We start from the raw sequence: 19,002 nt of genomic DNA, 5'->3' as shown, positions 1-19,002 counted from the left end.
CATGACAAACAAAATTAAAATAGGGATATCCCACGGTGACATCAACGGCATCAGTTATGAAGTGATTATTAAAGCCCTGATGGACACCAGAATCCTCGATATCTGCACTCCCATTATTTATGGCTCCCCCAAGGTGTCGGCCTATCATAAGAAAGCTCTGGGTATTGAGAACTTTTCCCCAACCGGGATTAGTTCACCGGACGAAGCAAGGGGAAACAGGGTGTATATAATCAACTGTGTGGATGAAAACATACGTGTGGAACTGGGAAAATCCACGGAAAGTGCAGGGCTTGATTCTTTCAGGGCCCTGAAAGCAGCTACAGATGCGCTGGAGGCTGGTAAAATTGATGCTCTGGTCACCGGACCGGTTAACAAACAGAATATACAACATTCTGAATTCAACTACAGAGGCCATACCGAGTACCTGCAGGCCCGCTTTCATGCCGAGGAGGTGATGATGCTCATGGTCAGTGATCTTTTAAAGGTAGGACTGGCAAGCGGACATGTCCCCATATCAGCCATAAGCCCGATGCTCACGATAGAGCTGCTTATTGCCAAGCTAAAGATCCTTTCTCACTCCCTGCTGGTCGACTTTGGCATCAGGAATCCCCGCATCGCTGTCCTGGGGCTCAATCCCCATGCAGGGGACGACGGCCTGCTGGGCAGTGAGGAGCAGCAGGTGATCGGGCCGGCCATCAGCCAGGCCAAAAAGCAGGGCATTTCTGCATTCGGGCCCTATGCAGCAGATGGTTTTTTCGGGGCTGGCCGCTTCAAGCGTTTCGATGCAGTACTGGCCATGTACCACGACCAGGGACTGGCACCTTTTAAATCGCTTTGCATGGACAGCGGGGTGAATTTTACCGCCGGTTTGCCGGTGGTCCGGACGAGTCCGGCCCATGGTACCGCCTACGAACTGGCAGGAAAGAATGAAGCCTCGGCCGACTCTTTCAGAAATGCCCTGTATCTGGCTGTGGATGTGGTACGTAACAGGGAATTGTACAAAGAAATCTCTGCCAATCCATTGATGGCCGGACAGCCCAAAGACGGAGGAAAGGATGAATCGCCCGAGGACCTGGAACTTCAGGGCTAATCTGTGTCAACACCCCGGGTGCTGAACAGGAGCCGGTGAGTAGCAGGAAACCCGGCAGCACTTGTATTTTTTTTCATAAAACGGGTTGACTGATACCGGATCAAACTCAAAAATCCTGCCGAAAATCCGGGGTCAATGATCCTACCCGATCAGGGCGCTGTATGCAGCAGCATCCAATAAGTCATCCAGCTGGGCAGGATCACTTATCTTCACCCGGATCATCCATCCCCCTTTAAAAGGTTCTGAATTAACAAGTTCAGGTGTGTCCTCCAGGGCCGGGTTGACTTCAAGCACCTCTCCATCCACAGGTATATAAAGATCCGAAACCGTTTTTACAGCTTCAATGGTCCCAAAGGTCTCTCCCCTCGAAAGGGTCTCTCCCTCAGTCTCAATCTCAATAAATACCACATCTCCGAGTTCACCCTGGGCAAATTCGGTCACTCCAACCACAATTTCATCACCTTCCACCCGCACCCATTCGTGCTCGGCGGTGTACTTAAGATTATCTGGTACGCTCATAAATAATAGTGTTATAAAAGTCAAATGTAATACATTCCTGAAGAACTATTAGCTGCTTAAAATCATAATCTGAACAAACTGGCTACAGAGTAAAGGTCATACTGAAGCCCACATTGTAGTTGGCGTTTGGATAACTATTCGATATATAAGGGGTTGTAAGCCGCTGATCATAGAAGGCCCGGATGGTAAACTTATCACTCAGCATATAATCGGCGCTGGCTTTCAGGCTGAAGATGGTCTGCCCGGCCGTGATCTCGCTTCCGGATAGGTCTTCCAGTTTCCGGATCACCGTCCGGTTATTTCGCATGGAAAGATCGAAACGAATATTCAGATCGCTGGAAAATTCCTTCTGATTAATTATTAAAGGAACCTCATTAAACCTGTAACCGGCCCCGACAATAAATTCTCCACTATTCACCTCATTGACCTGGGTATTGGACATATTCATGGCCACCGTCCGGGAACGCTTATACTCCACCCGGGTGGTCAGGCTGTTTTTCCAATCCAGGTTAATATCGAAAAGGGGACTGAAGTTTTCGTTGATGCTTACCGTATTGATATTTTGCTCGACCATGAAGTTCCCCTGCAGGTCGACCATAATAGGCACCCCGCTAATGGTATCGGCCACATAAAAAGGATTGTTAATAAAGGAACCTACGCTGTAGGTGGAACGGTAAGAGTGATTCATGACGATGGAATTTACATACTTTTGCAGCGCCTCAATCTTACCCAATCCGTCGAAACGCACCTGCCAGTTGGGCAAAATCTCCAAAATCGATTTAATGGCATTCGTGGTAATATGACCTGGCGATTTCCCTCCGTATGCGGCCAGGAAAGCCGGGATCAGAACCTCCTGGGAGGTCGGCCCGTACCCGGACACATACTCTGTGTTACTGCTGTCGGGCGGCAACAACACCCCGGTACGTTCATAATAATCATTCCCCAGACGCTGCGAGATCGTCTTTCTGTATTCATTCTTCAGAAGGCCGAAGGATTCGGACGACTCCACCTTGTCATCGATCTTTTCAAACGCTGTTCCCAGGGAGATATAGGACATGCTGAAGTTTCCACTGAAAACTCTTCCACGGGCCGAATCGGCGGGCAGCGAGCCATCCGGATTGGCGGAATAATATTCCGTGAAATTGGAAGAATACATCCGGTTGGCAGTTAAGTCGATTTTCAATCCATTAAAGGGTTCCACGGTCATCCTGGCGGTAAAGCGCTCCGTATGGTTCATGGCATAGGGTTCATTGAGGTTCTGGTCGGTGGTAAGTGCGCCCCTTCCAAAAGAGTTATAGGCGTAATCACGTTCCTGCCAGCCCGTAATAAACGCCCAGCCCGGCTCCATCGTTCCACCCGACATATGGGTTCCGAATCCAAAATTATCTATTCCGTAATTGTAGCCAGGAAGCAGGGTCCCCCCGCTTCTGGAGTAAGTCAGGTTCAGGGTGCGAACACTCATCAGGATCCTCAGGGTCGATTCAGCCATAAAGATCAGGGGGCTTTCTCCTTTTTCAATGGTTCCGGTCACCGTGATCCGGGCATCGCGCACGGCCCTGGCGGAGGTAATCCTGATCCGTGTCCCGCTCAGTATCTCACTCTCGACCTCCACGGGCTGGTTGTTCTCGTCAAAAACCTCCACCGAGACCACTTCCGTTTTCAGATTATGCACCACAAAACGGGGACGCCCCTCCCTCAGGTATACATTCTCCTGGGTGAAAATGCGGGTCTTTACCCTGGTCTCCGCCTCCCTGGCCCTGGTCCGGGCATTGCGGTATTTATCATTAATATCCTTCAGGAAGGGAATTTTATTGTAGAGGTTCACAAAATTCAGCTGTCCGTTCAACTGAATGGTATTGGAATTCTTGATGGTATTGCCCAGGTTGATGGGCCCATATACCGGATCATCGGGGATAATGGGACCCACGTCCCAACCATAGGTCCCTCCATAGCGTGCATTGGCCGAGGTCCAGTCCAGCAGCGGTATCTTATTGATGGGGATGGTATAGGAAGCATTAAACTGATGAAAATAGCTGGTCGCCCGTCCAAAACCCAGGATAGTGTCGCGCAGTGCATCCCATTCATAGTCGTAGTTCCAGCGGCCCTCGGGTTCATCGATCCTGGCATTATGGGTGGAGGAGAAGTCGAACCTGAGGTTCCGGGTGATGTCAAATTTCAGATCAAAGAAGCGGTTCCAGTAGAAATCCTTCTTAAAGGTGGGTTCCACGTAAAAGTCCGGATTGTTGATGTTCCTGACCTCTTTCTCCAGGTAGTAACGGTCCATATCGGTGCGGAAGGAAATCCTTGAAGGGGTATAATTGAAATTAAAATCCTTAACCAGTCTCAGCCACTCCGAGTTCATCCATTTAACCGATTTAAAAGGCTGGACATTCCTGGGCCTTTCATTAAAATTATAACTGATGTTTCCCCTGACCTTCCTGGTATTGTAATAGTTGAGGTTGGGGTTCCGGCTGATCATTTCATTCATGGAGAAAGAAGTGGACCAGTTGGAAAGACTGTAGAAGTGCTTCTTGGTACCCGACTTGTTCATTCGCACATTGGTGACAGCAAAAGCTTTACGTTCCACCAAATCTCTGGCATTTCGTATGATGGAATCGCGCTCGGCCTTGGTCTCCGCTTCCTCAATGGCCTCTTTGAGGGGAATGTCAGGATCAAGAGGATTGTATTCGGGATTCACGATGGCCTTGGAGTAGCTTGCAAAGACCGGAATATTGACCCCGCTCTCCTGTTTAAAGAATTTCCCCATCTGGAGGTTGGAGGAAACATCGTATTGAATGACCTGCTCCCGCTGACGTTCCTGGACCTTCTGTTCGATGCTTCCAAAGCCTGGCTGACTTGTGTTCCCGGCAATGGTGACATTTCCAAAATCGGCCAGTTTCAGGGTGGCCCTGCCGTTGGCGGCCCACCCGCCGCTCTCATTGAAATCGGTCAGTCGCAACTCGTTCAGCCAGATTTCACCCGATTTGGGTAAGCCATCGTCCGGGCCATAGGGATTATTCCCGGCCTTGGGATTCCGGATCCCGATCATGATGGTCCGGATACTGCTCATATTGGGATTCCCGGCTACGGAGATCCGGTTTCCCTTCTCGTCTATCTCTGAATAAACCGAACTGATGGTCACTTCGCTCTCCGGATCACTCATGGCCCTGTTCCTGGCCTGTTTGACCTCCGTGAACAGATCCAGGGCCACCTCAAACTTATTCACCGCCGGCCATACCATTAAGCGGTCACTTTCACTGTCATTATCATACCTTCCCGGCGGGGTTAGCTCTAGAGGAACTTCGTATTCATAATAGTTGTTTTTATAGTCGGTCCCCAGCCTGATAAAGGCCACCAGCTCATTGTGCTCCAGCACGTCACCCGGAAAGGCTTCCGCATGGGCCTCCATCCGGATCTTCCGGTACTGCCTGATATCCAGTTCAGTATTTTTATAGGCGGCCCGGGCATCTCCATCGGCCAGCTCATTCACCTTCAGGACAATGGACTGTTCATTCAGCTGCCTGAGCTGAGGCTGCATGGGGTCGATCTGACGCGTGAATCCGGGCGGCAGCACATAGTTGACCGGCTCCTTACCCGCATTCTCTTCAATATTCACGGCCGATATAGCCAGGGCCCCCTGGGGAGGCTCCACGCCGGTCCAGTCCTCACCACCCTGGGCCAGGGGAAGCTTGTAACGTCGCCATTCCCCGCGCACCAGATCCAGCTTTGCAAAGCGCAGAAAGGTCGTATCCTCAAAACCGGTCATAAACATGCGCATGAAGCGGATGGTTTTAAAATCGGAAATATCTCCTTCAATCTGGTCATAGTCGTAAATGGGAATCCGGAACTGATACCAGGTTACATCGGCCTTCTCCCCATTCTCATAGTTGACCTTATCCACGACCTTGTCAACGATATGGTTCCGCCCCACCTCCAGCTCGTTCCGGTTGATATCGACCCGGTATGCATAGTAACTTTCTCCCTCACTGAGTGTGTTGTCGCGGTTGATATCCTCAATGTCGGGAAGAGAGGTTCCCGAAGTGGGGTACGACTCCTGGTTATCCAGGTCACTGGGCGAGTTCCCTTCATGGTTGTTATACTTCTTGTAGCGGCTCTGGATATCCAGCCTGGCTGCATCATGAAGCGAGCTCCTGTAATACATGTAATCGTCCGACGAGGGGTCCTGGAAGAGGGCATCTCTGGCTTCAGCGCTTAATAATCCGCTATTGAAGCGTGCTTCAATCTGATTCAAAAAATCATCCGGTTCCTTCGAAAATAAGGCAACCTCATCGTCGGAGTATTTCGAAGAGAGACCGTCCAGACCCACATCCTGATACTTGCGGGTTTCATCGCCCGCACTGAAACCCGGCACCATCGATTGCGTAAGGGGTACCCGGCCCCAGACTGTGGTATCCACTTTCTCAACCACTTCCGAGGTAGGCAGTCCGTTCTCAAAGACCTTTCGGGAGTCCTTCAATACATCCTCAGAAATATTCCCCAGGTTAAAAAAAAGCTCCCCGCCGCTGTGATTGGGCATCTCGGCAAAGGGATCCATCAGCCAGAATTCGATAAACTCCACATTGGCCTTCTCAAAGTCGCTGGAGTAGATTTCTCTCATGATCCCTCCCCATCGCTCTTCAGGTTCCAGCAGGTTTCCCTCCGGTCCGATCCGCTCAAAATCATAGTTGTAGGGTCCCCGCTCCCCGGGGTAATAGGCCAGATTCAGCACGCTGACCCTGGTGGGAATCCCGTTTTGATATTCCTTGTTTGGAAAAATATCCTGCTCATACACCTCGTACACATAGGCACTGGACATATAATCGGGATTGGCCTTGATATAGTCAGGCGTACGGGAGTCGGGATTCACAAAGAGCGGATCGATGTGGTACCATGCCAGTCTGGCCCGGTTGTATCCATAGGCCCTGTTATTGTTCAACTCCGCTTCCGGGAAAAAACCGCGGGGCGTACTGGACAGTTTCCAGGAAGAGAACTGTTTCAGGTCGATAGAGGTCTCGGAACCCTCAAAATCATCGATATATGCATTCCCTTCTTTCTCAATAGCCCGGGAGTGTCCCGGTATCAGCTGAGCAAACTCACCCACAATGGTAATGGTGGAGGGAGCCTTGGTCTCCAGGAAGGGAAGTTTATCCACCAGGGTAGTGAGAAACTGCGACTCGGTGCTGTAGTTCCCGTTCAGGCCCCAGATGGTGTTAGAAATAGGTTCGTCCCCGATATTCACCTTCTGGGTAAGCGGTCTTTCGGTCAGGTGTATGGCGGTGGCCCCCAGGTTAAATTTATCCGTCACCCGGTAATCCAGGTGGGTCCCCACCAGGGTCTTGGTCTGGAAATTAAACAGCGATTGGTTCTCCAGGGAGATGCGGATGGGTGTGCCCGATTCCAGGATCCCCTGGTTGATGATGGTAACCCGTCCCAGCATATAATCCACCGTATAATCGGCTCCCTCCATCAACTCCCGTCCCCCGGCAGATACCTTCACCGATCCCTGCGGCACATTCATGGCGTTCAGCATGATTTCCGAGCTGCTGGAAGAGGAGTATTCTCCTGCGATCAGGAATTTATTCTTCTCTGCAATTTGCTGGGCCTTGGTCTTGGTGGAATCATAGAGCTCCTGGAATACAAACTTTTCTATGGCTTCCCCGGCAGCCTCTGCATCCAGGCTGTCGGTCAGGATCTTTGTCAGGTCCGACCCGAAAGGTTCCAGCAGTGGGAAAAAAACCCGTCCGTTGGAGGGACTGATGGTAATTCCGCTTATAAAGTCAAAGACCCCGTCCGGATAGGGATCACGCTGCGAATTCATGTTATCCAGGTTCAGCAGGCGGATCAAAATGGTCTTGTCCAGGTCCCCGCCGGGCAGGTAGTTTACGGCGTTCCCAGTTTTATCGTCACGATACAGCACATCCAGGGTAAACTCGTCCTCGTTCACCTGGTAAGCTCCCAGGGCATAGACGTTTTTCATCATCAGGTCCCAGGTATAGCTCCTTGGTGTGAAATTCGTAGGCTTTAACAATTTCATCATCAGCGAGGAAGGCGCACTGATACCGCTGGACTCCGAAAGCTCTCCCACCCGGAAGGTTTGTCCCCGGTAGGTATATTCATAGGCCACGGCCAGAATCTCATCGGTATTCAGGGCTGTATTCAGCGAGATATAACCCAATTTGTCGTTGAAGGTGTATTCCCTGGGCGAGAGTAACCTGGCATTTTCAATCTTCTCAAAATCGGTTCCCAGGACCAGGCCCGCCCCCTCGAGCTCGCTGGTTACATTCTTGATATCCCTGATTGCCGAATGGGTGGTGGTCAGCTCCACATAAGCATTGTTCAGCTCATTCCTGGGGTATGATCCCGTCTGGCCCGGATCGCGGTCGTAATACCTGGGATAGGGTTCGGCCAGATCATTGACCACTACAATGTTTCTGGACTGCTCGAAATTGGTTGTTTTATTGGTCACCCACACTTCGATCCGGGTGATGGAGACATCGGAAGTAATGATGGGCAGACGGGATAGTGCCTGGTTATAGTTTTCGCGGAAATATTCGGATAGAAAAAAGTGCTTGTTGGCATCGTAGTCATCCACCGTAACGGAGTATTCGCTAAGCTGCGACCCACCCTGTACATTAATGACCGACGACTCGCCCCGCTGCTGGGAGAAAACACTGGTCACGGTCATTTTCCCGAATTGCAGTTCCGTTTTCAGGCCAAAAAGGCTCTGGCTGCCGCTGATCAGGGAACCGGGCAGCGGAAGGTTTACGTTCCCGCCCTCGATCTTCTTGATGATCTCATCCTCTTTCCCTGAATACTCCAGCTTGGTCTGGTTTTCAAAATCGAAGGTGGCCTCCGTATTGTAACTGATATCCATGGCCATCTTATCTCCAATGGAGCCTGCCACATTCATGATGATCTTTTCATCGAAAGTAAAGGAGGGAACCGACCGGAGCCGCTCATTAATATTGGGATTATCCTGTTTGCTCAGATTAAATCCGAAGATCAGCTCGGCCGAACCGGATGGAACAATATTGATCACATTAGATCCGAACAGTTTATCGAATGCCTCCCCGCCCACCTGAATGGGGGGGATAAACGAGAGTTGTTGATCCAGGGAAGAACCACTCGCTTTTAATCTCCAGTAGTCGTTTACCTGCTGCTTCAGGTCATAAGCGGCATACTGTTCCATGGTCATCTGGGAGGGGTTCCTGTAATTCCAGGACCCTATGGTTTCGGTGAAAACATATTTCCCGGTCAGGGGATCATAAACCACCCTGGAGTTAATGTTCGACGGGTTTTTCAGGTAGAGAGGCGAACTCTGTTCCGAAAAGGAGAAGGGATAAGAGCCCTTGTCTGAGAAGGGGAAATGGAGGGTTGAATCCTGGGCACTGGCTCCCAAAGCCAGCAAGAATCCAATGAGTATCAGAAATATGTGGTTATACCGATGGTTCACTACATAAACTTCAAGGCAGCCTTCACCACCTCCTCAACAGAAAGCTCGGGCTGCTCTGATAAAATACGGGTCAGAATCTTCTCAACAGTTTTCTTTGGAAAACCCAGTGCTACTAAAGCAGATAACGCTTCTTCACGACTGGTATTGTTCTGTGAAAAGAATAATTCATCAATTCCCGCACCTTTGCCGACCTTATCCTTCAAATCCACAATGATTCGTTGAGCAGATTTAACACCAATGCCCTTGATTCCCTGCAAAAGGGAGACATTTCCTGCCAGGATGGCCTGAGTGATCTCTTCCGGTGACAGAGAGGAAAGAATCAGGCGGGCCGTATTGGCCCCCACACCCGATACCGAAATAAGCATCCGGAAGATTTCCCTCTCCTCGCGGCTGCCAAATCCAAAGAGGATCTGCGCATCTTCCCTGACTACAAAATGCAGATAAATCTTTCCGGCCGGCTGGCTGCTGATCTGGCTGTAGGTAAAAACGGAAATGTGAATAAAATAAGCCAGGTGACCTGCCTGTACAATGATATGTGCCGGACTTTTCTCAACAAATTCCCCCTCGATATATTCATACATACCTCTTGGTTTTGGTATGCTAATATAACAATACTCTCCGGGATAATATCCGTATGAGAGCTAGAGGGTCTTTTTCATCTCGGTCTCTTCGTAAGCCTCGACCATATCCCCCACTTTGATATCATTGAAATTTTCAATGTTAAGTCCACATTCCAGACCTGAAACCACCTCCCTGGCATCATCCTTGAAACGCTTTAAGGAGCCCAGTTCTCCACTATAGATAACGATACCGTCACGGATAAGCCGCACCTTGGAGTTACGCCTGATCTTGCCTTCCCGGACCATACATCCAGCGATGGTTCCCACCTTGGTGATCTTAAAGGTCTCCAGGATCTCCAGGGTTCCGATAATATCCTCCTTGATCTCCGGGCTTAGCATGCCCTCCATGGCCGCTTTTACCTCTCCGATAGCATCGTAGATAATGGAATAGAGGCGAATGTCGATCTGCTCCTTCTCGGCCAGCTTTCTGGCACTGAGCGATGGCCTCACCTGGAACCCGATTACAATGGCATTGGATGCGGCAGCCAGCAGGATATCCGATTCTGAGATTTGTCCCACGGCCTTATGTTTGATATTGACCTGAATCTCCTCGGTGCTTAGCTTAATCAGGGAGTCTGAGAGCGCCTCAATGGAGCCGTCCACATCCCCTTTCACGATCACATTCAGTTCCTGAAAACTACCCAGGGCAATCCGGCGTCCAATTTCATCCAGAGTCAGATGTTTCGTGGTCCTCAGTTCCTGCTCACGCTGCAGCTGCTCCCTCTTGTTTGCAATATCTTTGGCTTCCTTATCGGTATCCATCACATTAAAACTCTCTCCTGCCTGTGGGGCCCCATTCAGACCCAGGATCAGAACGGGCGTAGAAGGTCCGGCCTCCTCGATCTTCTTTCCTCTTTCATTGAACATGGCTTTCACATGGCCATAATGTTGTCCGGCCAGCACCACATCTCCGATTCTAAGTGTACCCGATTCAACCAGGATGGTAGCGATATTGCCCCTTCCCCGGTCGAGGGTCGATTCGATCACGGTACCCCGTGCGGACTTATTGGGATTAGCCTTCAGATCGAGAAGCTCTGCTTCCAGCAGTACTTTCTCCAGCAGCTCCTCAATATTAATAATTCCTTTGGCCGAGATCTCCTGGCTCTGGTATTTACCTCCCCAGTCTTCTACCATATAGTTCATCTGAGCCAGCTCATCCTTGATCTTTTCCGGATTCGCGGCCGGAAGATCGATCTTATTGATGGCAAAAACAATGGGAACACCAGCGGCGGCGGCATGATTAATGGCCTCCACGGTCTGTGGCTTCACTCCGTCATCGGCAGCCACCACAATGATGGCCACATCGGTAATCTGGGCACCCCTGGCACGCATGGCCGTAAAGGCTTCGTGACCGGGCGTGTCCAGGAAGGTGATCTTCCGCTCATCCTCCAGGGTTACGCTGTAGGCCCCGATATGCTGTGTAATTCCGCCGGCCTCTCCGGCTACCACATTGGCATGACGAACCACGTCCAGTAGTTTTGTTTTTCCATGGTCTACGTGTCCCATCACTGTCACTATAGGTGATCGGGGAACCAGGTCTTCGGGGGCATCCTCCACCTCCTTGATGGATTTCACCAGATCCACGCTTACAAATTCCACCTTGAAGTCAAATTCATCTGCCACCAGGGACATGGTTTCCGCGTCGAGGCGTTGATTTATAGAGACAAAAAGCCCCAGGTTCATACAGGTCTGTATAACCTCTGTAGGAGGAACTTTCATCATTGTGGCCAGCTCGTTAACAGATACAAACTCTGTAACCTGCAAGACATTCATTCTCTGTTCCAGCTGATCACTCTCCTCCTGCAACTTGGCCTGAACGGCATCACGCTTCTCACGCCTGTATTTGGAGGTCCTGGATTTTGTACCCTTGCTGGTCAGTTTGGCCAGGGTATCCTTAATTTGCTTTTGAACATCCTCCTCATTCACCTCCGGCCTGGAGGCACGCTTTCGTTTCTTTCCTCCCTTTTCTCTTCCGCCGGCTTTAGCCTGATTATCAAAGTCGACCGGTCCGGTCTCCTTTTTGATCCTTTTTCTCTTTTTCTTTTGATCGAGATGCAGGTCCTCCTTACTCGATGCTACCGGCTTCTTCTTGCTTACCCTCTTTTCAGGCAGATCAATCTTCCCAACCACCGTGGGGCCGGTCAGTTTCGCCACTCGTGTGGGAATATGGTTCCGTTCCTCTTCCGTCCTGGCTTTATCCTTTTCCGAGGCTGCCTCTTCGACTTTTTCAGGCTGTTCTTCCACCACCTTCTCCTCTTCCGGAGGGGGAGCCTCTTTGACTTCCTTCTCTTCCTCTGTTTTGGAAACAGCTTCAACTGCTTTCGCCTGATCGGCCTTTTCCTCCTCCTTCTTACTTTCAGGCTCCTCACTCCTGGCTTTGGGCTTTTTACTGGGCCTCGTCTTCTGATTCATGGAATCCAGATCGATTTTCCCAACCACCCTGGGGCCGCTTCCCACTTCTTCCGCCTCCGGCCCGTTCTCGCCGGGTTCTTCGCTTTTCTCAGCCCCGTCAGCCTTCTTCTCCTCCGTTTCCACGGGGGGTTCAACAACTGGCTCCTCTTTTTCAGGTTCCGGTTCCTCTTTGGCCACAGGGGCATTTTCCTCAATGACAGAGGAGACCTTATCGGCCGTCCCTGTCGTATGGTCCGTAATAATTAACTCTTCGGGCTCCTCCTGCTCGGCTGTTTCGGGAACATCTTCCAAAGAGAGAGACTCCTGTCTGTCTCTGAGGTTCTTAAGCATCAGCTTTTCCGATTCCTTCTTCACATTCAGATCGGAACTGTATTCCTCCTGAAGGAGATCATACAGCTCCGGTTCCAGTTTACTGTTAGGATTGGAATCGATCACATGTCCCTTCTTCCCAAGAAATTCAACGATGGTTGAAATCCCTACGTTAAACTCCCGGGCAGCTTTACTAAGTCTTGTTGCCTTTGTTTCAGCCATATAATTCTATTCAAATTCTGCTTTAAGCACATTGACCAGGTCCGTGATGGTCTCCTCTTCCAGGTCAGTCCTTTTAACCAGGTCAGCCACGCTCAGGTTCAATACCGACTTGGCAGTATCGCATCCTATGGCTTTCAGTTCATCCAGTACCCAGCTCTCAATTTCATCAGCAAATTCTTCCAGGTTCACATCCTCGTCATCCTCGTCGGATTCACGATATACATCAATTTCATATCCGGTGAGCTGACTGGCCAGTTTGATATTCAGGCCTCCCTTCCCAATGGCCAGGCTTACTTCTTTGGGCTGCAGGTAAACCTCTGCACGCTTCACCTCATCATCCAGCTTGATGGAGGTGATTTTGGCAGGACTCAGCGCCCGTGTAATAAATAACTGAATATTGCTGGTGAAGTTGATCACATCAATATTCTCATTCTTCAGTTCCCTGACGATGCCATGGATGCGCGATCCCTTCATGCCCACACAGGCGCCCACCGGATCAATCCTTTCATCGTAAGATTCCACAGCCACCTTGGCCCTTTCGCCCGGTACCCTGACAATCTTCTTAATGGTGATCAGTCCGTCAAATATTTCAGGAACCTCCAGCTCAAATAAACGCTCCAAAAACACAGGGGAGGTCCTCGAAAGAATGATCAGCGGATTGGCATTGCGCATATCCACCTTTATCACAACTGCCCGGATGGTGTCTCCTTTCCGGAAATAGTCCGAAGGAATTTGTTCGGCTTTGGGCAGGATCAATTCGTTTCCTTCATCATCCAGAATCAGGATTTCTCTTTTCCATACCTGGTAGACCTCGCCGGTAACCACATCACCAATCCTATCCTTGTATTTATTATATAAATGGTTCTTTTCCAGCTCCATGATCCTTGCAGAGAGGTTCTGGCGCAGTGCCAGGATAGCCCTTCTTCCAAAATCTCCAAGCTTCACCTCATCGGTTACTTCTTCCCCAACCTCGTAATCATCATCAATCTCTTTCGCTTTTGAGAGAGCAATTTGCAGGGCTGCATCTTCCAGATCATCATCGTCGACCACCTCACGGTTTCTCCAGATCTCGAAATCCCCCTTATCGATATTGATGATGATGTCGAAATTTTCATCGGTTCCGTATTTCTTCAGCAGCATACCCCTGAATACATCCTCAAGGACGCTCATCATGGTCACACGGTCGATGTTCTTTAATTCCTTAAATTCGGAAAATGTCTCGATCAAATTAAGATTTTCCATCGCTATTCCATTGAATCAATTAAATGATATTATTGCTTTTGCGGTTTTGATCTCTTCAAAACCAATCTCCTCGTTCTCTCCGTTTATGTTCAGAATAATCCCTTTGTCCCCTACTTTTTCCAGTTTGCCTGTCACCTTGATCCCATCGGTATAAAGCACCTCAATGTCACGACCGAGATTCTTCTCATATTGTTGCCTGACCCGGAAGGCACCTCCCAGTCCCGGTGATGAAACCTCCAGAGAATAATCCTCCACTTCACGGTCCAGCGATTCATTCAGGAACCGGCTGATAGACACACACTCATCAATGGAGATTCCCTCCGGCCTGTCAAGCTGTACTGTAATCAAATTCCCGGGTTTCACAACTATCTCCACCAGGAAGATATCTGATCCCCGGATGTGTTGCACCACCAACTCTTTTATATGCTCCGTCGTAATCATTTTTTCAGGTAACAAAATAGGGGACAAAAGCCCCCTAGAACACATATCTCCTAACGACAGCGCAAAAGTACTAATAATCATGAAATTTACAAAGAACTGTTTGTTTTTTCGCTGATATAAACCCGATTATAGCAATAAAAACATAATTTTGTCTCACAAAGGACCCAGATGGGGAATCATTCTTCCACCAATAAGCTGAAAATTATCAATGATCCTGTTTATGGGTTTATCAAAATCCCTTTCGATACGGTATTTGATCTGATAGAACATCCCCTTTTTCAGCGATTGAGAAGAATCCGGCAACTCGGACTGACTCATTTTGTCTATCCGGGAGCTAACCACACCCGTTTCCAGCATGCAGTTGGAGCCATGCACCTGATGGGACTGGCCATCGAAGTGATCCGGTCCAAGGGTCACGCCATCAGCCATGAGGAAGCCAAAGCAGTCACCATAGCTATCCTTTTGCATGATATCGGACACGGACCCTTTTCCCACTCCCTGGAAAACAGTCTGTTCAACCATCTTCCACACGAGGAAATCAGCCTGATGTTTATGGAACAACTCAACCGTGAGTTCCGGAACGAACTATCCCCGGCCATTGAAATTTTCAGGAACCGCTATCCCAAAAAATTTCTGCACCAGCTTGTTTCCAGTCAGCTCGACATGGATCGACTCGACTATCTGAAACGCGACAGCTTTTTTACCGGGGTCACGGAAGGGGTGATTGGATCGGACCGGATCATTAAGATGCTGAATGTGCGGGACGACCAGCTGGTGGTGGAAAAGAAAGGGATCTATTCCATTGAAAAATTCCTGATAGCCCGGAGACTGATGTACTGGCAGGTCTATCTTCACCGGACTGTCATCGCCTCGGAACAGATCCTGATTATGCTCCTGCGCAGAGCGCAGGCTCTTACTGCCATGGGAGTTGAACTATTTGCCACCCCTGCCCTGCTCTACTTTCTGGGAGAGCACAAGAAGATCTCACTGGATGAGTTTGCCCGGCTGGACGATGATGATATTATGGCTTCGGCAAAGGTCTGGTGCAACAATTCCGACCGTGTATTGTCTATGTTAGCAAACGGATTGGTCAACAGGAGGCTCTTCTCGGTTGAGCTGGATAACCAGCCCTATCGGGCTGATCTTGTGAAAAAGCTCAGGGACCGGGTTGCAGAAGAGCTTGCCATCAGCTCCCGTGAGGCCGAATACCTGGTAGTATCGGACAGCATCAGTAACTATGCATACAGTGATATGGACGACCGGATCACCATCATGGATAAAAGCGGGAACACCCGCGATATCGCAGATGCCTCTGATATTCTGAATATCTCGGTATTATCGAAAACAGTTCGCAAATATTTCCTCTGTTATCCCCGTTTCATCAAAGAGAAAGCACTCAATTAAGTAATTATTAAAACAATCTGAATGAATTTTACTGCAGCTGTTATTGCTGATTTCCTGAAAGGATCGGTAGAAGGCAATCCCGAGGCCAGTGTTAGCGACATAAGTAAAATCGAAGAAGGGAAACCCGGAACCCTTTCCTTCCTGGCCAATCCGAAATATGAGAAATATATCTACGATACTCAATCTTCCATTGTTATCGTAAATGCTGATTTCAGGCCCCATAAAGAAATCCGTGCCACCCTGGTCAGAGTTAATAACGCATACGAATCCTTTGCAGCACTTCTGAGGCTTTACGAGCAGAGCAAACCCAGGAAGAGCGGGATCAGTAAAATGGCCTCCATTTCGGATACAGCCTCACTGGGAAAAGATTTGTACGTGGGCGACTTTACAGTTATTTCGGATAATGTCTCCCTGGGCGACGGGGTACAACTCTATCCGCAGGTCTATGTAGGAGACCATGTAAGGATCGGCGAGGGTTCCATTCTCCACCCCGGGGTAAAGATCTACGAAGGCTGCGAGATCGGGGCCCACTGCACCATCCACGCCGGGGCCATCATAGGGGGCGACGGTTTCGGATTTGCTCCCAACCAGGAAAACAATTATGAGAAAATACCACAGGTGGGCAAGGTGATCCTGGAGGACCACGTGGAGATCGGGGCCAATACCACCGTCGACCGTGCAACCATGGGCGCTACCATTCTACGGAAAGGAGTGAAACTCGATAACCTGGTAATGATCGCCCATAATGCCGAAGTGGATGAAAACACGGTCATTGCAGCTCAGAGTGGTATTTCCGGTTCTACCAAAGTGGGTAAAAATTGTATGTTTGGCGGCCAGGTGGGTCTCATCGGACACATCAACATTGCCAGTGGCGTCAAAATTGCAGCTCAGTCGGGTATCACCAAGGACATCAAACAGGAGGGAATCGTGATCCAGGGATCGCCTGCCTTTGAGTTCGGACCCTACCAGCGCAGTTATCTGCTGTTCAGGAACCTGCCAAAAATAAAGGAGCAAATCAACGAACTGGAAAGGAAAGTGGAGAAGCTTACATCGCCAGGTAAATCAGGTTTATCTTAATTTTATATATTTGCAGCGATTTATGGCGGAAAAACAGAGAACCTTAAAAGCACCTATTTCCTTCAAAGGCAAGGGTCTGCACACCGGTGTGGAGGTCAATATGATCTTTTGCCCGGCACCCGACAGCCATGGCTATATATTTAAGCGCACCGACCTGCCCGGGCAGCCTTTGATTAATGCTCTGGCCGAAAATGTGGTGGAAACCTCCAGGGGAACCGTACTTGAAGAAAATGGTGCCCGCATCTCCACCATCGAACATGTGCTGGCCTCTTTTGTGGGCATGGGCATCGACAATGTGCTGGTGGAGGTGGATGGCCCCGAAGCACCCATACTGGACGGCAGCGCCCGGGAATTTGCTGAAGCTATTGATAAGGTTGGGGCCGTCGACCAGGACACCAACCGAAAATATTTCATTCTGAAGGAGAAGGTGGAATACTACGATGAGGAAAAGGGAATCCATATCATCGCCTATCCCGATAAGATCCAGAGCATCAATGTGCTGATCGATTACAACTCTCATGTGCTGGGGAATCAGTATGCCTCTCTGGAGGAACTGCAAAATTTTAAAGAAGAAATTGCCCCCTGCCGCACCTTCGTTTTCCTGCACGAACTGGAGTTCCTGGCCAAGAACAACCTGATCAAGGGTGGGGATGTGGACAACGCCATTGTGATTGTGGACCGGAAATGGGAGCAGGAAGAGCTGGACCGTCTGGCCGATCTGTTCAATAAACCGCATATCAGTGTGCAGCCCGAAGGGATCCTGAACAATGTGGATCTGCGTTTTCCCAATGAACCTGCCAGGCACAAGCTCCTGGACCTGATCGGCGACCTGGCGCTGGTGGGGCGATGGTTCAAGGCCAAAGTCATTGCCACCCGGCCCGGGCATCTGAGCAATAACGAATTTGCCAGGGCACTCCGCCAGGTGATGAAAAAGGAGGCACTCCAAAAACAGGTGCCGGTTTATAATCCCAATGCGGAACCGCTGATCGATATCAATGAAATAAAAAAGAGATTGCCGCACCGCTATCCCTTCCTGATGGTCGACAAGGTGATCCACCTGGATGAGAAATCGGTAGTGGGCATAAAAAACGTAACCACCAATGAACCCTTCTTTAATGGCCATTTTCCGGGCGAGCCGGTGATGCCTGGAGTGCTTCAGATTGAGGCAGCCGCACAGGTGGGCGGAATCCTGGTTCTTGGAACGGTGCCCGATCCTGAAAACTACTCCACCTATTTCCTTAAAATTGATAAGGTAAAGTTCAAAAGAAAAGTGGTCCCCGGCGATACCCTGATCCTGAAGATGGATCTGCTTGAACCGATCCGGCGTGGTATCGCGCTGATGTTTGCCGAAATTTTTGTGGGAAACCAGCTGGTCATGGAAGGGGAACTGATGGCACAGATCCTAAAAACAAAAAAAAATGATTGATAAGCTGGCAAACATTCATTCAGGGGCCAAAATCGCCAAAGATGTAAAAATCGAGGCATTTGCCACCGTATATGAAGATGTGGAAATCGGCTCCGGAAGCTGGATCGGTCCAAATGCCGTCATCATGAATGGGGCCAGAATAGGAAAGAATGTCCAGATATATCCGGGTGCAGTGATATCCGGGGATCCGCAGGACATGAAGTATGAAGGTGAAGTTACCACGGTAGAGATAGGCGACAATACCATTATCCGCGAATATGTAACCATCAACAAGGGTACCAAGGCCAGGGAAAGGACCATGGTTGGCAGGGATTGTCTGATTATGTCCTATGTACATATTGCCCACGATTGCATCCTGCAGGACCGGGTGATCCTGGGAAGCTATGCCGGACTGGCCGGTGAGGTGGAAGTGGACAGCTGGGCCATCGTCAGTCCGGGCAGCCTGGTCCACCAGTTTGTCCGGATCGGAGCCCATGTGATGATCCAGGGTGGCAGCAAGGTGAGCAAGGATGTTCCTCCCTTTGCCATGGCAGGAAGGGAGCCCATTTCCTTTACCGGGATTAATTCTATTGGTTTGCGCCGCCGGGGTTTTGCCAATGAAACCATTTATGCGATTCAGGAGGTATTCCGGATCATCTATCAGCGTGGATTGAATATTTCCGATGCCCTTGAATTTGTGGAAGCCAACCTGCCCGCCTCCAAGGAAAGAGACGAGATCATTCTGTTTATCCGAGCTTCAAAACGAGGAATTATCAGAGGATATTTTGACGGGAAGGAGGCGTAAATA

The 19,002-nt window shown here is 49.7% G+C and carries 11 protein-coding genes; 5 read left to right on the top strand and 6 right to left on the bottom strand.

Annotated elements, in window-relative coordinates:
• The first annotated feature begins 1 nt into the window (after position 1).
• Complete coding sequence (gene pdxA, locus P1P86_11565) at positions 2-1,090, top strand: 4-hydroxythreonine-4-phosphate dehydrogenase PdxA (protein ID MDF1575815.1); 1,089 nt, start codon at positions 2-4, stop codon at positions 1,088-1,090.
• Positions 1,091-1,231: 141 nt separating this feature from the next.
• On the opposite strand, the gene gcvH is transcribed toward pdxA, so the two are convergent.
• The 6 genes from gcvH to rimP form a co-directional block, all read right to left on the bottom strand.
• Positions 1,232-1,609 carry a glycine cleavage system protein GcvH gene (gcvH, locus tag P1P86_11560; GenBank protein ID MDF1575814.1) on the bottom strand — a complete coding sequence of 126 codons (378 nt, stop codon included), beginning with the start codon at positions 1,607-1,609 and terminating at the stop codon, positions 1,232-1,234.
• An 82-nt stretch (positions 1,610-1,691) separates the two neighbouring features.
• Positions 1,692-9,062, bottom strand: coding sequence for a cell surface protein SprA (sprA, locus tag P1P86_11555; GenBank protein MDF1575813.1), 7,371 nt, complete (start codon positions 9,060-9,062; stop codon positions 1,692-1,694).
• The gene (gene ruvA / locus P1P86_11550; protein MDF1575812.1) at positions 9,062-9,643 is read right to left on the bottom strand and encodes a Holliday junction branch migration protein RuvA; all 582 of its coding nucleotides are present in this window, start codon (positions 9,641-9,643) and stop codon (positions 9,062-9,064) included. Before ruvA ends, sprA begins: the two co-directional genes overlap by 1 nt.
• A 60-nt stretch (positions 9,644-9,703) precedes the next feature.
• Positions 9,704-12,625 carry a translation initiation factor IF-2 gene (gene infB / locus P1P86_11545; protein ID MDF1575811.1) on the bottom strand — a complete coding sequence of 974 codons (2,922 nt, stop codon included), beginning with the start codon at positions 12,623-12,625 and terminating at the stop codon, positions 9,704-9,706.
• Between the two features lie 6 nt (positions 12,626-12,631).
• Complete coding sequence (nusA, locus tag P1P86_11540; GenBank protein ID MDF1575810.1) at positions 12,632-13,867, bottom strand: transcription termination factor NusA; 1,236 nt, start codon at positions 13,865-13,867, stop codon at positions 12,632-12,634.
• Positions 13,868-13,882: 15 nt separating this feature from the next.
• The gene (gene rimP / locus P1P86_11535; protein MDF1575809.1) at positions 13,883-14,308 is read right to left on the bottom strand and encodes a ribosome assembly cofactor RimP; all 426 of its coding nucleotides are present in this window, start codon (positions 14,306-14,308) and stop codon (positions 13,883-13,885) included.
• A gap of 168 nt (positions 14,309-14,476) precedes the next feature.
• Between rimP and P1P86_11530 the strand changes: the two genes are divergently transcribed.
• Genes P1P86_11530 through lpxA form a run of 4 tightly spaced genes read left to right on the top strand, consistent with a single transcriptional unit; the run spans position 14,477 to position 18,999 of the window.
• The gene (locus P1P86_11530) at positions 14,477-15,712 is read left to right on the top strand and encodes an HD domain-containing protein (protein MDF1575808.1); all 1,236 of its coding nucleotides are present in this window, start codon (positions 14,477-14,479) and stop codon (positions 15,710-15,712) included.
• Between the two features lie 21 nt (positions 15,713-15,733).
• The gene (gene lpxD / locus P1P86_11525; protein MDF1575807.1) at positions 15,734-16,789 is read left to right on the top strand and encodes a UDP-3-O-(3-hydroxymyristoyl)glucosamine N-acyltransferase; all 1,056 of its coding nucleotides are present in this window, start codon (positions 15,734-15,736) and stop codon (positions 16,787-16,789) included.
• A 22-nt stretch (positions 16,790-16,811) separates the two neighbouring features.
• Positions 16,812-18,215, top strand: a complete 1,404-nt coding sequence (locus P1P86_11520) for a bifunctional UDP-3-O-[3-hydroxymyristoyl] N-acetylglucosamine deacetylase/3-hydroxyacyl-ACP dehydratase (protein MDF1575806.1) — start codon at positions 16,812-16,814, stop codon at positions 18,213-18,215.
• A complete protein-coding gene (lpxA, locus tag P1P86_11515; GenBank protein MDF1575805.1) occupies positions 18,208-18,999 on the top strand; it encodes an acyl-ACP--UDP-N-acetylglucosamine O-acyltransferase in 792 nt (263 codons plus the stop codon). The genes P1P86_11520 and lpxA overlap by 8 nt, the downstream gene beginning before the upstream one ends.
• The last annotated feature ends 3 nt before the right edge of the window (positions 19,000-19,002 follow it).

This window comes from Bacteroidales bacterium, assembly GCA_029210725.1.
Taxonomy (GTDB): domain Bacteria; phylum Bacteroidota; class Bacteroidia; order Bacteroidales.
This window is presented reverse-complemented; position numbering and strand designations above follow the sequence as displayed.